The following is a 15,401-nucleotide window of genomic DNA, read 5'->3' as shown; positions in this document are numbered from 1 at the left end:
ACCGGTCGCGCCTGTGGATGAGGGGACGGCGCAGCCAGGGGATGTGGACCGTGCCCTCTGCCGCACAAACAGACGCCCTGCCGAGGATGCAACCTCGGCAGGGCGTCAGGAACCTCGGCAGAGCGGCCGGGAAGGGGTCAGGCGGCGTTCGGCTCCGGGGCGTCGGTGCGCGGGAACTTCTCGATGAACTGCTTGACCACGTCGCCGGAGATGTCGCCGCACAGCTCGCGGTGGCCGGCCTGGCTCTCGATGCTGCCGTCGGCCTTGACCTTGGCGGCCCAGTGCGAGAGGGCGTAGAGCTTGCCGGCCGGGAAGGCGCCGTACTTGCTGTCCCACGGCGACGCGATGAACTTGTCCTTGGCCCAGCTGGTCTTCGGTGCCATCTCGGCGATCTGCTTGACCACGGCGATCTTGGCGGCGGGCGCCTTGGGGTCGTACCAGAGCACCGTGTAGCCGTGCTCGAGGTTGTGCACCAGCGTCTCGATCCGCGGGGCGTCGGCGCCACTGTAGAAGTGGATGCCGTCGAGGTCGGGCTGGGCGAAGTGCTGGCCGAAGGACGGCGGCACGGTCGCGTACTTCACCGACGTGACGTTGGCCTTCGGCGTGCCGGGCCCGACGTGCTCGCCGTTGCCCGACGCGGCGTCGGTCGTGATCGCCGAGCAGGACGCGGCGCCAGCGGCCACCCCGAGCTTGCTCAGCGCGGCGTCGGGCTGCTTGCCCTGGGCGTCGACCACGGCGAAGGTGATGACGCCGGCGAGGACCAGCAGCAGCGCCAGGCACCCGGCGATGATGACCATCTTGGTGCGCCGCTCGCGGGCGTTCTGCTGGCGCTGGATCTCGGCGAGGCGCGCCTTGCGCTCCTGGCTGACCTGCTTCTTGGCCACGGTGTGGGTCCCCTGGGTTCGTTCGGTCGGACGTCGGGGGAGTCTACGGTGCGAACCCGTGCGCGCACGCTGTCGGCCGGGTGGGTGACACTGGGCCGGTGACACCGGCCGGCGCGGACGCCCCACCGCTGGAACGCAGCTGGCGTTCCGGGCGTGCCCTCGATGTGCGATCGACCCTCGTCATCCTGCGCCGCGGCGCCGGTGACCCCACCTGGCGGCAGGAGCCCGACGGCACGATCTGGCGCGGCATCCGGACGCCGTGCGGGCCGGCGACGCTGAGGCTGCTGCAGCATGCGGATGGCGAGGTGCAGGCGCAGGCCTGGGGCTTGGGCGCGGCCTGGGTCCTCGACCGGCTGCCCCGGATGCTCGGCGAGGACGACGACGCCTCCGGCTTCGAGCCACGCCATCCCGTGGTCGCCGAGGCCGCCCGCCGGTTCAGCGGGTGGCGGGTGCCGGCCACGGGCCTGGTCCTGGAGGCCCTGGTGCCGGCGGTCATCGAGCAGAAGGTGACCGGCCAGGAGGCCTTCGGCTCCTACCGCACCCTCGTGCACCGGTATGGCGAGCGCGCACCTGGCCCGGGCGGCCCCCGGGGGCTCTGGGTCGCCCCCGCGCCCGCGACGTGGACGATGGTCCCGTCGTGGGAGTGGCTCCGGGCCAGCGTGGACGGCAAGCGCTCGGCCGCGGCGGTGCGCGCGGCGCGCAGCGCCGGGCGGCTGGAGGAGTGCACCGCGATGTCCCACGCGGACGCGCACCGCCGGCTGCGCGCGATACCGGGGATCGGGGTCTGGACCGCCGCGGAGGTGGCGCAGCGGGCGCTCGGCGACCCCGACGCGGTGAGCTTCGGCGACTACCACGTGGCGCGCAACATCGGCTGGGCGCTGACCGGCGTCGAAGTCGACGACGACGGGCTGGCCGAGCTGCTCGAGCCGTGGTCGGGGCACCGCTACCGCGTGCAGCGGCTGCTCGAGCTGGCCGGGGCCAGGCGGCCCCGGCGCGGCGCGAGGATGGCGCCCCGGACCCACCTGCCTCGGTAGTGCAGGTGGGTCCGGGGGGACTGGGGGTCAGGCCGTGGAGGCGGCGGGCTCGAGGCGCGAGTCCTGCTCGAGCGGCTCCGGCTCGCCGACCCCGGAGGCACCGGTTGCCGCCTCCTCGACCGACTCGGTCATCCGGATGCTGGTGCGCAGCGGCACCTCCTTGACGAACAGGACGGCCAGCAGGGCGACCACGGCGACGGCCGCGCTGATCGCGAAGACGTGGCCGGTGGCGTCGCCGTAGCTGGCGCGGACCAGCTGGCGCAGCGGTGCCGGCAGCGCGCCGAGGTCGAGCCCGGCCGCGCCCTCCTGCTTCGAGGCGGCTGCCGCAGCGGCACCGCCGAGGCGGCGCAGCCCGGCGGCGACGTTGTCCTCCACCCGGGTGGCGAGCACCGCGCCGAGCACCGAGACGCCGACCGCGCCGCCGAGCGTGCGGAAGAAGGCCACGGTCGCGGAGGCGGCGCCGATGTCCCGGACGTCGACGGTGTTCTGCACGGCGAGGACGAGGTTCTGCATCATCGCGCCGAGGCCCAGGCCCAGGACGGCCATGGAGACGCTGGCTCGCCACAGCGGGGTGGTGTGGTCCAGGGTCGCGAGGCCGGCCAGACCGGCGACCAGCAGCACGCCACCGCCGACGAGGAAGCCCTTCCAGCGGCCGGTGCGGCTGATGATCTGGCCCGCGCCGGTGGAGGACAGCAGCAGGCCGAGCATCAGCGGCACGGTGAGCAGGCCGGCCTTGGTCGGGGAGTCACCGCGGGCGACCTGGAAGTACTGCCCGAGGAAGGTCGTGCCGCCGAACATCGCGATGCCCACGGCGACCGAGGCGACCACGACCAGCGCCGCGGTGCGGTTGGCCATGACCCGCAGGGGGACGAGCGGCTCGGGGACGCGCAGCTCGACGACGGTGGCCAGGGCCAGGGCGACCAGCGCGCCACCCAGGTAGGCCGCGCTCTGCCAGGAGACCCAGTCGAAGTCGGTGCCGGCGAGGGTCACCCACACCAGCGGCAGGCTGGCGCCGACGGCGATGAGCAGGCCGCCGAGGTAGTCGATCCGCGGCGCGCGGCGCTCGGTGCTGACGTGCAGGGTCGCCTGCAGCACCACGAGGGAGATGACGGCCAGCGGCACGCAGACGTAGAAGCACCAGCGCCAGCCCAGCGGGCTGTCCACGATCACGCCGCCGAGCAGCGGGCCGCTGACGGTGCTCACCGCCATGACGGCGCCCATGTAGCCGGAGTACCGGCCGCGGTCACGCGGGGCGATGATCGAGCCCATGATGGCCTGGACCAGCGCGGTCAGGCCGCCCATGCCCAGGCCCTGCACGACGCGGCAGCCGATGAGGAACGGCACGTTCGGCGCCAGGCCGGCCGCGACCGAGCCCGCGACGAACACCAGGATCGCCAGCTGCACCAGCAGCTTCTTGCTGAACAGGTCGGAGAACTTGCCCCAGATCGGCGTGCTGACCGTGGTGGCCAGCAGCGAGGCGGTGATGACCCAGGTGTACTGCCGCTGGGTGCCGTGCAGGTCACCGATGATGGTCGGCAGCGCGGTGGCCACGATGGTCGAGCTGAGCATCGCGGTGAACAGGGCGGCCAGCAGGCCGGTCATGGCCTCCAGCACCTGCCGGTGCGACATCGGCTCGGACGCGGCCTCGCGTGGACGGGCGGGTGCGGTGGTCATGCGGTGAGCTCCTCGGGGGACGTGGGGGTCGTGGTGGGGGAGGGGGTGTCCTCGGGCGGCAGGTCGAGCCAGGCGGGACGGACGACCGGCGGCGCGGCGACCAGGGACTGGCTGAGCCGGTCCATCAGGGTGGCGGCGGTGCGCACGTCGTCCTCGTCCCAGTCGCGCAGCAGCTGCCCGACCTGGGCCACCCGGTCGGCGTGCAGCACCTCGAGCTGGCGCCGGCCGAGCGGGGTCAGCGCCAGCCGCCAGGCCCGGGCGTCGTCCGGGTCGTGCCCCCGCTCGACCAGCCCGGCGCGCTCCAGCGGGGCCACCTGGCGGGAGATGACCGACGGCGCCACGCACAGCCGCTGGGCCAGGTCGCCGGGCCGCGCTGGCCCGTCATGCAGGCTCTTGAGCACGGCCAGGTGGGTGCTGGACGCCCCGAGCACCTGGGACTGGCGGTGGGCGACCGAGCGGGTCGTGCGCATCAGCTGGCTGAGCGAACCGAGCAGCTCGGCCGCTGCTCCGTGGTCGAGGGACATGGGGCCACTCCTTTGGTTTCGCTATGCAACTATATTCAACAAAGTTGCTTTGCGCAACCAAATGGTCGGTATGTCATGCCGTCACCTCCCAGCCCCGCCTCGGCTGGCGTGCTCCCGGTGGGAAGCTCGGAAGGGTTGGTGAGGGGAGTGTGGTCAGCTGAGGTCGTCGTTGAGCCGGCGCAGCAGCCGGCCGAGCTCGGCGACGTCGCGCGCCGGCCACTGGGCCAGGTGGGCGGCGACGTGCGAGCGGCGGCCCGCCCGCGAGCGCTCGAGCGAGCCCTGGCCCTGGCGGGTCAGCCGCACCAGCCGGGCCCGGGCGTCCTCGGGGTCGGGCACGCGCTCGATGAGGCCGAGGCGTTCGAGGTCGCCGAGGTTGCGGCTCGTCGTCGACTTGTGCAGCTGCAGTGCGGCGCTGACGTCGGTGGCGCGCACCCCGCCGGGGTGGGTCCCGGCCAGCTCGTGCATCGCCACGAGCGTGGCGTAGCCGGCTGCGTCGAGATCGGGGTGGATGTCGGTGGCCATGGTCTGCGACGCGGCGCGGGCCCGCCGCAGCAGTCGGCTCAGCTCGCGCTCCACCTCGACCATGGATGCGTTGCCGGCGGTCGTGCCGTCGCGCTCGGGCGTGCTCACCGCGGCAGGATACTGAGCGCGCTCATGCCGGCGCGTGCACCACGACCGCGGCGTGACCGGCCCGGCCGCCACGACGCACCGTGCCGGCCAGCCCCTCGCCGTGCAGGGCGACCAGCAGCCGGGCGGCCACGAGCCCGGCGCTGAAGTCGTCCTCGCCGCTGAGCTCGACCTCGTCGGCGCCGACGTCCGCGGCCACCTCGTCCTGGTCGCGCAGGGCGACCCGGACCGCACGGGCCACGCGCGTGGGCCGGTCCTCCGGCCAGGCCGCGGGGATGCCGACGTCCAGGGCGGCCGCCGTCCCCGGTGGCACCCCGAGCGCCGCGCGCACGGCCTCGACCCGGCCCAGGCCGAACCAGTCCTCGGGGCCGGTGCGCACGATCGTCCGCGCGCCCGCACCGTCCGCCCGGACCGCGCCGCTGCCGCGGACAAGGGCCACTGGCACCGCGCGGTCCTTGCCCTTGACCAGGTCGGCCGCCGCGGCCAGCTCGTCGGCGACGCAGCGCACGGTGACCTGCAGTGGCCGGCCGTCCGCGTCGACGCCGCCGCGCAGGTCCTCGACCGTGGTCACGCCGCAGGCGCCGAGCGCGAAGTCGGTCTGCCCCACCCGCCAGGGCCGGCCGGCGGTGTCGCTGAGCACCAGGCCGATGTGCACCGGGCGGCCCCAGGCGGCCAGCACCGCGTCGCGCAGCGAGGCCGCCGCGGCGTCGGGGTCGCTCGGCAGGAGCAGCACCACCGCGTCGTCGCCGGTGTTGGAGGCGTCGACGCCCGCCGCGGCCATCACCGGGCCGGCGGCCGACTCGACGACGCGCGCCGTGCCGGTGGGGGTCACGCGCTCGGCGACGACCCGCAGGGACTGCGCCACCACGGCGTCGTCGCGCGATGCCGCCGGCGCGGTGAGTCCCGCGGCCTTGGAGACCACCTTGCTGGAGACGACGAGCACGTCGCCGTCGGCCAGCTCCAGCCCCGCGTCGCGCAGGGCGGTGACGAGCAGGCCGGCCAGGTCGTCACCGGCGCGGACCTCGGGCACCCCGGCCACGGCGGTGACGGTGACCGCGGGGGCGGGGAACGTCATACGACCGGGGTGGTGGGGCGGAGCTCGCCGGCGAGCTGCAGGGCAGCGCCGGCGATGTCGGCGGCGGCGTCGACATCGCTCATCAGCAGCGGCCGGGCGCGGACCGCGAGTCGGCCGGGGGAGGCGGCGAACTCGGCGTCGGCGTCGTCGACGAGCCACCCGTCGAGGAAGTCGGCGTAGAGGCCGGCGACGGCGCGGGTGGTCGACTCCACCCCGATCGCGGTCAGGCAGGCGTCGGCGTGGCCGCGCACCGGTGCCCCACCGATGAGCGGGGAGACCCCGACCACCGGTGCGGTCGTGCCGCGGAGGGCGTCCCGGACCCCGGGCACGCCCAGGATGATGCCGATCGAGACCACCGGGTTGCTCGGCGGCAGGAGGACCACGTCGGCCTCGCGGATGGCGTCGAGGACCCCGGGGGCCGCGACGGCGCGGTCCATGCCGACCGCCACGAACCGCTCTGCCGGCACGGCGGCGCGCATCTTCACCCACCACTCCTGGAAGTGCACGGCGCGCGGGCCCTCGCCCTCGTCGATGACGACGTGCGTCTCGACGGGGGAGTCCGCCATCGGCAGCAGGGTCACGCCGCGGTCCGGCAGGCCCCAGCGGGCGGCGAGACGGGCCGTCACCTCGGACAGGGTCAGGCCCTGGCCGAGCCACTGGCTGCGCACGATGTGCGTGCCGAAGTCCTTGTCGCCCAGACCGAACCACTGCGGCGTCGCCCCGTAGGCGGCAAGCTCGGCCTGAACGGCATGGGTCTCGCCGTCGCGGCCCCATCCCTGGCCCTCATGGATGCCGCCACCCAGGGTGTAGAGCACCGTGTCCAGATCCGGACAAACCCGGAGACCGAAAAGGTTAATGTCGTCGCCGGTGTTGCCGATAACGGTGACGGTGGCACCCGACAATTCGGGCACACGGCCCAGATGGGTCAGAAGGCCTCGCAGGAATCGGGCGCCGCCGACGCCTCCGGCCAGTGCGGTGATGCGCATGGGCCGCAGTCTCTCAGGGCGCCGAAACCCGTTGCACGGCGGTGGGTTTGCGATCAGCCCAATGGGGTAGGTGAAGCGGTGTGGATATATCGGTCCTGTGAATACGCCGAATATCAGAGAACGGCTTGACTTGGGCGTATGACACGCGTGTAATTCCAGTGTTGTCTCTTTACTGGACAGAACCGATGATCCAATCGAGTCGACGGCGGGGAAGCAAGACCTCGACGACGAGACGCCGGTCACACCCTCGGTCCAGCAGGGCGGTCAACGCGAGTGCTGTGCTGGCGAGTTGGGTCGAGGAGGGGCCGTGCACGAGCTTCAACTGATCACCACGATGGAGATCGACGAGGACGGCGGTGAGCTGTCCTGGCAGGAGCGCGCACTGTGCGCGCAGACCGATCCCGAGGCGTTCTTCCCCGAGAAGGGCGGATCCACGCGGGAGGCCAAGAAGGTCTGCGTCGGGTGCGACGTCCGCGGGGAGTGCCTCGAGTACGCCCTGGCGCACGACGAGCGCTTCGGCATCTGGGGTGGGCTGTCCGAGCGTGAGCGCCGCAAGCTGAAGAAGCGCGCGGTCTGACCGCCCCGGCGGTTCCGCACCCTGACTCATGACGCTTGCGCCACCTGACGCATCCCCGTCCGCGACGGCCGCGACCCCCGGCACCCCGGTGGTCACGGCGGTCCTGGTCGTCCACGACGGAGCCCGCTGGCTCGGCGAGTGCCTCGACGCCCTCGCCGCGCAGGAGAGGCTGCCCGACCGGCTGGTCGTCGTCGACACGGGCTCCCGGGATGACAGTGCCGCAATCCTGAGCAGTCACAAGGCAATCCACGACGCGGTCGCCGAGGTCAAGGTGCTCACCACCGGCCGCGAGGTCGCGTTCGGCCAGGCCGTATCCCGGGCCGTCGCCGAACTGCCCGAGGTCGCCTCCCCGGCGGACTGGCTCTGGCTGCTGCACGACGACAGCGCCGCGGCTCCGGGCACCCTCGCGACCCTGCTCGACACCGCACGCCGCTCCACCTCCGTCGGCATCGCCGGGCCGAAGCTGCTCAGCTGGAAGGACCCGGGCCGCCTGGTCGAGGTCGGCCAGCTCGTCACCCGCTCCGGACGGCGCGCCGACGGCACGAGCCGCGGCGAGGCCGACCAGGGGCAGCACGACCACCGCAGCGACGTCATGGCGGTCAACACCTCGGGCATGCTCGTCCGGCGCGACGTCTACGACGTCACCGGCGGCTTCGACCCCGCGTTCGGGCTGCTGCGCGACGACCTCGACCTGTGCTGGCGTGCGCACCTCGCCGGCCACCGCGTCGTCGTGGTGCCCCGGGCCACGATGCGCGACGCCGCCGCGTCCGTGCACGGCCTGCGCCCGGACGGCCTGGACGCCCGGGCCGCGCGGCGGCTGGACCGCCGCCACGGCCGGCAGGTCGCCCTGGCGCGGTGCGCCGCACCCCTGGTCCCGTTCCTGGCGCTGTGGATCACCCTGACCTCCCTGGCCTCCGGCATCGCGCTGCTGCTGGTGAAGCGTCCTCGCCGTGCCCTGCTCGAGCTGGCGGACGTGGGCGCACTGCTCACCCCGTGGCGCGTCGTCGGGGCACGGTGGCGCGCCAGGGGCCGGCGTGAGCTGCGCCGCCGCGACCTGCACGGCCTGTTCGTGCCGGCTGGCACGGCCCTGCGCCACACCCTCGACGCGGTCCACGACGCGATCGCGTTCGAGGGCCGCACCGCCCCCGTCGAACCGTCCCCGGACACGGTCGAGAGCGGGCCGGTGTCCGACGAGGCCGAGGACCTGACCGTCCTGGGGCCCACCTGGCCCCAGCGCCTGGCCCGCCACCCGGGTGTCCTGGCGGTCCTGCTCACCATGGCGCTCACCCTGCTCGGCTGGCGCGACCTGCTGCACCACGGCGCGCTGTCGGCCTCCGGCGGGGTGTCCGGCGGCGAGCTGCTCCCGGTCTCCGCGGACGCCTCGTCCCTGTGGCACCTGTGGCTCGACGGCTGGCACGGCCCTGGGCTGGGCGCCTCGGGCGACGTGGCGCCGTGGGTCCCGGTGGTCGCCGGCCTGACCTGGCTGCTCAGCCTGCTGCCCTGGGTGGGCGACGCCGGCTCGCCGGCAGGCCTCGCCCTGACCTGGCTCCTCCTGCTCGCAGCGCCCCTGGCTGCCGGCACGGCATACCTGTCCTCCCGCGTGGTCAGCCGGGCGCGCTGGCCGCGTGCCTGGCTCGCCCTGGCCTGGGCCACGCTGCCCACGATGACCCAGGCGGTCGGCCAGGGCCGGCTCGGGGCGGTGGCCGCACACGTCCTCCTGCCCGCCGCCGCGGCCGGAATCGCTTGCGTGGCAAGGCGATCGGCCTCCGCGTCGGTCACCGCCGGCACTGGACTGGCCTTGGCGGTCCTGGCGGCGTTCAACCCCGCCCTCGGTGTCGTCGCGGTGCTGGCCGCGGTGGTCCTGCTCCTCGCCGGGCCTGGCGCCCGCCGGCGCCTGCGGGCGCTGGCGCTGCTGGCCGTCACCGCCGGGCTGTCCGGCCCGTGGCTGCTCGCCGTCGTGGCCGACCCGCGGGTGCTGCTGACCGGTCCCGGGCTGGCGGTCGGCCCGCACGCCGCGGTGCCGGCCTGGCAGGCAGCCCTGCTGCAGCCGTCGCTCGCGCAGGTCCCGGCCCTCGCGGTCTGCGCCCCCCTGGTGCTCGCCGGGCTGGCCGGCCTGCTGCGCCGCCAGCGCGCCTCGTGGGCGATGAGCCTGCTCGGCGTGCTGGCCCTGGCCGGGCTCGCCGGGGCGCTGCTCGCCCCTCACGTCGTGGTCGGCCGCTCGGGCTGTGGCGCTGCGCTCACGCCGTGGCCGGGCACCGGCCTGGACCTGTTCGCGCTGGCGCTGCTGGCGGCCGCGGTGCTGGGCCTGGACGGCCTCGGCACCCGCCTGGCCCGGCACGGCTTCGGCTGGCGGCAGGTCCTGGCCGCGCCGACCATCGCGCTCGCGGTGCTGGGTGTCCTCGGCGCCGGTGTGCTGCTGGTCGCGCAGCAGGTGCCGGGGCCGTTGCGGGTGGCCGGGCTCCGGCTGCCCGCCGTCGCGGTGGACCAGGCGCACAGCGCCCTGGCCAACCGGCTGCTGCTGCTCGTGCCCGAGCAGGGCGCCGTCAGCTACCGCCTGCTCGGGTCCGAGGCGAGCCTCCCGGCCCGTGACGCCGGTACCGTCCCGCCCGGCGGCCCGGCGACGCTCGGCCGCGACGTCGAGGCCGTCCTCGCGACCACCACCCCGGCGACGGCGGACGTGCCGCACCAGCGGCTCGCCGACCTGGCGGTCGGGTTCGTGGCGTTCCGCGGGAGCGCCAACAGCCCCGTCGTGCGCCAGCTCGACTCGACCGCCGGGCTGACCCGGCTCGGGGACAGCGAGGGCATGGTGCTCTGGCGCGTGCTGCCGGCGGCCGGCGCCTCGGCAGGCACCAACGTGCCCCCTGCCCGCGCCCGCCTCGAGGACGGCAGCGGTCGTCTCCTGGACTCGGTCGACGTCAGCGGTGACCACGGCGCCACCACGACCACCCTGGCCCCCGCCGGCGCAGCCCGCCGCCTGGTGCTGGCCGAGCCGCCGGCGTGGGCCCGTCACGCCGGGGTCACCGTCGACGGGCGGCGGCTGGCCGCCGTGGCCGGCGCCCCCCAGCCCACCTACGACCTGCCCGCGACGGCCCGGCACCTGACGGTGGAGGTCGAACCGGCCCACCACTGGTGGACCCGCGGTCAGCTGGCCCTGCTCGCCCTGGTGGTGTTCCTCGCGGTGCCGCTGGGCAACCGACGCTCCAGGAGGGCTTCATGATCGGCCTCACCCGGGTGGTGCTCGTGGCCGCCGCGGGTGCGGGCCTGGTGCTCGTGGCGGCCAAGGCCCCGGCGCTGGACCTGGCCGCACCCGCAGCCCGCGCCACGACGCCGGCGACCGCCGCCGCGGTGGCCTCCACGTCCGTGGTGTGCCCCGGCCCGGAGACCCTCGGGGTCGACGGCGTGGTCCCCGGACGGCAAACCACCTCGGTGGCCGCGCTGACCGCACCGCAGGAGGTCCTGCCCGCGCAGGCCCGCAGCGGGGGAGCCGGGACGCTGTCCCTGCGCTCGCTGGCCTCGCCGGAGGCCACCCCGGGCGCGGCCCCCTCGACCTCGACCCGCGGCTCGGCCCTCGGCACGACGGTGTCGGTCCCCGCGGCGGTCCTCGCCGCCGGCACCGGCTCGCTCGCCCCGGGCACCGTGGGCGCGCAGCGGACCCTCGTGGCCAAGGGCGACGACCGCGGCCTCAGCGGGTCGGCATGTGTCGCCCCACGGGAGCAGGCCTGGCTCGTCGCCGGTGGCGGCGAGGCCGGCCGTCGCGAGCGGCTCGTCCTGGCCAACCCCGGCCCGAACCCGATCCAGGTGGACCTGACCGTGCTCGGCTCCGCCGGCGAGGTGACGTCACCGGCCGCGCAGGACATCGTCGTCGGGCCCTACGGCCGCACGGTGGTGCTGCTCGACGCGGTTGCCGGCTCCGAGAAGTCGCCCGTGGTCGGCGTCACCGCCCGCGGCGGCGAGGTCGCCGCGGTGCTCAGCGACACCTGGCTCGACGGCATCGTCCCCCGCGGCGGCGACGACGCGGTGCCGACCGCCGACCCCGCGACCGAGCAGGTCGTGCCCGGGGTGGCCCTGTCCGGGCGGGGGACCCTGCGGCTGGCCGTGCCGGGCGACACCGAGGCTGTGGTCCAGCTGCGACTGTTGACACCTGCCGGGGCGAAGACCCTGCCCAACGGTGGGGTGGTGCGGGTCCCCGCCCACAGCACCACCGACGTCGACATGTCCGGGCTGCCGGCGGGTGCCTACGCCATCCACGTGCGCGCCGACGAGCCTGTCATCGCCGGTGCGACCATCGAGCGGCGCGCCGCGGCCGCCGGGCCCTCCGACCTGGCCTGGACCACGGCGACGGCGCCGGTCCGAGGCCTTGCCGGCGCCGCGCTGCTGCCGGCGCCCGGGGTCACCACGGAGGTGCAACTGGCCTCCGTCGCGCGCAGCGCCGTGGTCACCGTCACCTCGGTCAGCCCGTCCGGGCAGGTGGCCAACGACACCGTCGCGGTGGCCGCCGACTCGGTGGCGGCCCGGTCGGTGACCGGTGCCGCGTCGGTCTGGGTCACGCCGGTCTCCGGGCAGGTCCGTGCCGCCACCGTCAGTGCCGTGGCCGACCCCGCCGGTCAGCTGGTGAGCGTCTCGCCACTGGTCTCCCTGCCCCTCACGACGACGCCCCTGAGCGTGCGCCCGGCGCGGGACTGACCCGCGGACCTGCCGTGGTCAGCCCCGGCCGGCCAGCCACCCGGCATACGTGCTGCCCCCGGTGACCGCATCCGGTCCGGGCAGGTTCGACCCCGCGGCGAACCCCCGCCACACCCGTCCCCAGCCGGGCACGGTGACCACCCGTGGCGCGCGGTGCCCGGCAGCGCGGGCGGTCAGCCGCAACGCCTGCGCCAGCGGGAGCACCTCCGGGCCGGCGAGGTCGAGCCGTGCCGACAGCGGTGGGCCGAGCGCCACCCGCACCAGGTGCGCGGCGACCCACGCCGGGTCGCACGGCTCGAACCGCAGCCCGCGCACGGCCAGGCCCAGTGGGCCCAGGGTCAGGACCCGGGACACGGTGGCGACCAGCTGGTGGAACTGCGTGGCCCGCACCAGGGTCGACGGCGCCGGTGACCCGCGCACCAGCAGCTCCGTCTCGTGCTTGCGGCGGTAGTAGCCCAGCGGGTTCGCGTCACAGCCCACGATCGACACGAGCACCAGGTGCGCCGCGGGGGCCGAGCGCTGCAGCGCGGTGAGCAGCAGCCCCGTGCCGTCGACATCCACCTGCTTCGCGCGGCGGGGGTCGGTCGCGCAGTGGATGACCGCCCGCACCCCGGCGACGGCGGCATCGAGGCCGGCGCCGCTGGCCAGGTCCCCGACGACCCGGCCGGGCACACCCGGGGCGGCGGTGCGGGACATCACCCGCGTCGGCACCCCGCGGGCCGCCAGCTCGGCCACCACCGCCCGTCCGAGCGTGCCGGTACCCCCGGTCACGAGGACCGGAGCCGGCTGCTCTGCGCTCTCCACCCGCGGGGTCAGAGCGGGCCGTCGTCCGGGCCGACGTCCCAGCCCGGGTCCAGCTCGGCCGGGTCGACCCCGAGCATGGCGGCGACCTGCTCGACGACGACCTCGTTGACCAGCGCCGCCAGCTCACGCGGGTCCTCGACGCGGGTCTCGACCGGCCGGCGGTAGATGACGATGCGCGCCGGCATGCGGCCGCGCGCGGCGAAGAGCCGACCCAGGGCGATGTCGGCGGGCTCCCACGGCGCCGGGTCGCTCGGCGGCACGTCCTCCACGGCGAACTCGACCTCGCCGAACGCCTCGCCCACCCGCTCCTCGAGCCGGGACGCCGCGTCGAGGACGAGGTCGTCGAACCGCTCGGCGCGGGTCTGCATCGCGGGCACCGGCGGCCAGGCGAGGGGCCCGCGAGGACCCCGGCCGTGCCGGTTGCGGCGTCGACGGGGCGGGCGCGGACTGCTCACGTCGACCACATTACGGCGTGCCGGGTTCGCCGGGGGCGCGCCGCGCACTACAGTCCCCCCGTGAGTCTGTCGCGCCAGTGTTCCCGCACCGCCTGTGCCCGGGGAGCCGTCGCGACCCTGACCTACGTCTATTCCGACCAGACCGCGGTCCTGGGTCCACTGGCCACCTACGCCGAGCCCCACACCTACGACCTGTGCGCCGACCACGCCGAGCGGCTGACCGCGCCGCGGGGCTGGGAGGTCGTGCGCCTGTCGGGGGAGTTCGTCGACCCAGGCCCGACGCCGGACGACCTGCTCGCCCTCGCCGACGCGGTCCGTGAGGCCGGCAAGCCCCGCACCCCGCCCCCCTCCAGCGCCCCCGACGCGGAGGGCACCGTCGAGGTCGGGCGACGCGGCCACCTGCGGGTGCTGCGCGATCGGTAGGGTCGGGCGCGTGAGTGTGCCCCGCCTGTCCGAGTTCATCAAGGCCTACGACGTCCGCGGCCTCGTCCCCGAGCAGCTGAGCGAGCCCGTCGCGACGGCCATCGGCTCGGCCTTCGCCCAGGTGGTCGCCGGCCCCGAGGGGGCCTCCTCCATCGTCATCGGCCATGACATGCGGCCCTCCTCGCCGGACCTGGCGCGAGCCTTCGCCGTCGGTGCCGCCGCGCACGGCCTCGACGTCACCCTCATCGGGCTGTGCTCCACCGACGGCCTCTACTACGCCAGCGGGGCGCTCGACGTCCCCGGCGCGATGTTCACCGCCAGCCACAACCCGGCCCAGTACAACGGGATCAAGCTCTGCCGCGCCGGGGCCCGCCCGGTGGGGCAGGACTCCGGCCTGGCCGAGATCCGTGACCTCGCGCAGTGGCTGCTCGAGCGCGGCGAGGTCCACCACGTCGGCGGTGGCGACCGGATCGGCACCATCACCGAGCGCGACCTGCTCGGCGACTACGCCGCCTTCCTGCGCGGCCTGGTCGACCTGTCCGGCTCCCGCCCGCTGAAGGTCGTCGTCGACGCCGGCAACGGCATGGGCGGCCACACGGTCCCGGCGGTGCTCGGCACCGGCGCGGGGCTGCCGGAGCTGCCGCTGGAGGTCGTGCCGCTGTACTTCGAGCTTGACGGCACCTTCCCCAACCATGAGGCCAACCCGCTCGAACCGGAGAACCTGCGCGACCTGCAGAAGGCCGTGGTCGAGCACGGGGCCGACCTCGGACTGGCCTTTGACGGCGACGCCGACCGCTGCTTCGTCGTCGACGAGCGCGGCGAGCCGGTCAGCCCGTCGGCGATCACCGCCCTGGTGGCCTCGCGCGAGATCGCCAAGGAGCGTGCCGAGGGCCGCGAGGCGCGGATCGTCTACAACGTCATCTCCTCCGCGGCCGTGCCGCAGATCATCGCCGAGGAGGGCGGGCAGTCCGTGCGCACCCGCGTCGGGCACTCCTTCATCAAGGCGCAGATGGCCGAGCACGACGCCGTCTTCGGCGGCGAGCACTCGGCGCACTACTACTTCCGCGACTTCTGGTTCGCCGACACCGGAATGCTCGCGGCGATGCACGTCCTCGCCGCCCTCGGCGAGCAGGACGCGCCCCTGTCGCAGCTGGCCGCGCGCTACAGCCGGTATGCCGCGTCGGGGGAGATCAACTCCACCGTCGCCGACGCGGTGGGCACCACCGCCACGGTCCGGGAGTGGGCACAGCAGCACGACGTCGAGGTCGACGAGCTCGACGGGCTGACGGTGACCCACCGGGTCGAGCCGATGTGGTGGTTCAACCTGCGCGCCAGCAACACCGAGCCGCTGCTGCGCCTCAACGTCGAGGCGATCGATGAGACAACCATGCAGCACGTGCGCGACGATGTGTTGTCGCTCGTGCGAGGAGGACAGTGATGACCCAGAGCCCGACCGGCCCCGAGGCCGCCCGCATCGAGCCGTGGCTGCGCGAGATCCTGCGCTGCCCGCAGTGCCACTCCGAGCTGGTCGACGGCACCGGCCCCACCGGCCCCGAGCTGCACTGCACCGACGCTGCCTGCGCGCGTGCCTACCGGGTCGACGACGGCATCCCGGTGCTGCTCGTCGACGAGTCGCGTTCTCTCGCAAGCTGATC

General features: G+C 75.0%; 15 protein-coding genes. 7 read left to right on the top strand and 8 right to left on the bottom strand.

Annotated elements, in window-relative coordinates; genetic code table 11:
* Positions 1 to 137 precede the first annotated feature (137 nt).
* A complete protein-coding gene (locus ACXVGS_RS04910; protein ID WP_458528116.1) occupies positions 138 to 884 on the bottom strand; it encodes a DUF3105 domain-containing protein in 747 nt (248 codons plus the stop codon).
* 98 nt (positions 885 to 982) lie between these two features.
* Between ACXVGS_RS04910 and ACXVGS_RS04905 the strand changes: the two genes are divergently transcribed.
* Positions 983 to 1,918, top strand: coding sequence for a DNA-3-methyladenine glycosylase family protein (locus tag ACXVGS_RS04905; RefSeq protein ID WP_458528115.1), 936 nt, complete (start codon positions 983 to 985; stop codon positions 1,916 to 1,918).
* Between the two features lie 27 nt (positions 1,919 to 1,945).
* Here the strand turns inward: ACXVGS_RS04905 and ACXVGS_RS04900 are convergent, their stop codons facing one another.
* From ACXVGS_RS04900 to cofD, 5 genes are all read right to left on the bottom strand, one after another.
* Positions 1,946 to 3,592 carry an MDR family MFS transporter gene (locus ACXVGS_RS04900; RefSeq protein ID WP_458536687.1) on the bottom strand — a complete coding sequence of 549 codons (1,647 nt, stop codon included), beginning with the start codon at positions 3,590 to 3,592 and terminating at the stop codon, positions 1,946 to 1,948.
* On the bottom strand, positions 3,589 to 4,116 hold the full coding sequence (locus tag ACXVGS_RS04895) for a MarR family winged helix-turn-helix transcriptional regulator (RefSeq protein ID WP_458528113.1): 528 nt from the start codon (positions 4,114 to 4,116) through the stop codon (positions 3,589 to 3,591). Before ACXVGS_RS04895 ends, ACXVGS_RS04900 begins: the two co-directional genes overlap by 4 nt.
* 153 nt (positions 4,117 to 4,269) lie before the next feature.
* Positions 4,270 to 4,746 carry a MarR family winged helix-turn-helix transcriptional regulator gene (locus ACXVGS_RS04890; protein WP_458528112.1) on the bottom strand — a complete coding sequence of 159 codons (477 nt, stop codon included), beginning with the start codon at positions 4,744 to 4,746 and terminating at the stop codon, positions 4,270 to 4,272.
* Between the two features lie 22 nt (positions 4,747 to 4,768).
* On the bottom strand, positions 4,769 to 5,818 hold the full coding sequence (gene cofE / locus ACXVGS_RS04885) for a coenzyme F420-0:L-glutamate ligase (RefSeq protein WP_458528111.1): 1,050 nt from the start codon (positions 5,816 to 5,818) through the stop codon (positions 4,769 to 4,771).
* Positions 5,815 to 6,804: a 2-phospho-L-lactate transferase gene (cofD, locus tag ACXVGS_RS04880; RefSeq protein WP_458528110.1), complete on the bottom strand. Its 990-nt coding sequence runs from the start codon at positions 6,802 to 6,804 to the stop codon at positions 5,815 to 5,817. The genes cofE and cofD overlap by 4 nt, the downstream gene beginning before the upstream one ends.
* A 334-nt stretch (positions 6,805 to 7,138) precedes the next feature.
* Here cofD and ACXVGS_RS04875 point away from each other — a divergent pair, with 334 nt between their 5' ends.
* The 3 genes from ACXVGS_RS04875 to ACXVGS_RS04865 are packed head-to-tail and all read left to right on the top strand — an operon-like array spanning position 7,139 to position 12,064.
* Positions 7,139 to 7,381, top strand: a complete 243-nt coding sequence (locus tag ACXVGS_RS04875; protein WP_141789787.1) for a WhiB family transcriptional regulator — start codon at positions 7,139 to 7,141, stop codon at positions 7,379 to 7,381.
* A 28-nt stretch (positions 7,382 to 7,409) separates the two neighbouring features.
* Positions 7,410 to 10,598: a glycosyltransferase family 2 protein gene (locus tag ACXVGS_RS04870; RefSeq protein WP_458536686.1), complete on the top strand. Its 3,189-nt coding sequence runs from the start codon at positions 7,410 to 7,412 to the stop codon at positions 10,596 to 10,598.
* Complete coding sequence (locus ACXVGS_RS04865; protein WP_458536685.1) at positions 10,595 to 12,064, top strand: DUF5719 family protein; 1,470 nt, start codon at positions 10,595 to 10,597, stop codon at positions 12,062 to 12,064. The genes ACXVGS_RS04870 and ACXVGS_RS04865 overlap by 4 nt, the downstream gene beginning before the upstream one ends.
* Before the next feature lie 18 nt (positions 12,065 to 12,082).
* Here the strand turns inward: ACXVGS_RS04865 and ACXVGS_RS04860 are convergent, their stop codons facing one another.
* The gene (locus ACXVGS_RS04860) at positions 12,083 to 12,835 is read right to left on the bottom strand and encodes an SDR family oxidoreductase (protein ID WP_458532882.1); all 753 of its coding nucleotides are present in this window, start codon (positions 12,833 to 12,835) and stop codon (positions 12,083 to 12,085) included.
* A gap of 41 nt (positions 12,836 to 12,876) precedes the next feature.
* Positions 12,877 to 13,323 (bottom strand): metallopeptidase family protein, encoded by a 447-nt coding sequence (locus tag ACXVGS_RS04855; RefSeq protein ID WP_458536684.1) that lies wholly within the window; start codon positions 13,321 to 13,323, stop codon positions 12,877 to 12,879.
* Between the two features lie 60 nt (positions 13,324 to 13,383).
* Between ACXVGS_RS04855 and ACXVGS_RS04850 the strand changes: the two genes are divergently transcribed.
* The 3 genes from ACXVGS_RS04850 to ACXVGS_RS04840 are packed head-to-tail and all read left to right on the top strand — an operon-like array spanning position 13,384 to position 15,399.
* Positions 13,384 to 13,746 (top strand): DUF3499 domain-containing protein, encoded by a 363-nt coding sequence (locus tag ACXVGS_RS04850; protein ID WP_458528106.1) that lies wholly within the window; start codon positions 13,384 to 13,386, stop codon positions 13,744 to 13,746.
* 10 nt (positions 13,747 to 13,756) lie between these two features.
* A complete protein-coding gene (locus ACXVGS_RS04845) occupies positions 13,757 to 15,184 on the top strand; it encodes a phosphomannomutase/phosphoglucomutase (protein WP_458531568.1) in 1,428 nt (475 codons plus the stop codon).
* Positions 15,184 to 15,399, top strand: coding sequence for a Trm112 family protein (locus ACXVGS_RS04840; protein WP_458528104.1), 216 nt, complete (start codon positions 15,184 to 15,186; stop codon positions 15,397 to 15,399). Before ACXVGS_RS04845 ends, ACXVGS_RS04840 begins: the two co-directional genes overlap by 1 nt.
* Positions 15,400 to 15,401: the final 2 nt, after the last annotated feature.

The sequence above is a fragment of the Oryzihumus sp. genome, assembly GCF_054325275.1.
This window is presented reverse-complemented; position numbering and strand designations above follow the sequence as displayed.

Bases quoted from the DNA above. Each gene is read 5' to 3' on its own strand.
- ACXVGS_RS04900 (WP_458536687.1), bottom strand. From the start codon at position 3,592: ATGACCACCGCACCCGCCCGTCCACGCGAGGCCGCGTCCGAGCCGATG.
- ACXVGS_RS04895 (WP_458528113.1), bottom strand. From the start codon at position 4,116: ATGTCCCTCGACCACGGAGCAGCGGCCGAGCTGCTCGGTTCGCTCAGC.
- cofE (WP_458528111.1), bottom strand. From the start codon at position 5,818: ATGACGTTCCCCGCCCCCGCGGTCACCGTCACCGCCGTGGCCGGGGTG.
- cofD (WP_458528110.1), bottom strand. From the start codon at position 6,804: ATGCGCATCACCGCACTGGCCGGAGGCGTCGGCGGCGCCCGATTCCTG.
- ACXVGS_RS04875 (WP_141789787.1), top strand. From the start codon at position 7,139: ATGGAGATCGACGAGGACGGCGGTGAGCTGTCCTGGCAGGAGCGCGCA.
- ACXVGS_RS04870 (WP_458536686.1), top strand. From the start codon at position 7,410: ATGACGCTTGCGCCACCTGACGCATCCCCGTCCGCGACGGCCGCGACC.
- ACXVGS_RS04865 (WP_458536685.1), top strand. From the start codon at position 10,595: ATGATCGGCCTCACCCGGGTGGTGCTCGTGGCCGCCGCGGGTGCGGGC.
- ACXVGS_RS04840 (WP_458528104.1), top strand. From the start codon at position 15,184: ATGACCCAGAGCCCGACCGGCCCCGAGGCCGCCCGCATCGAGCCGTGG.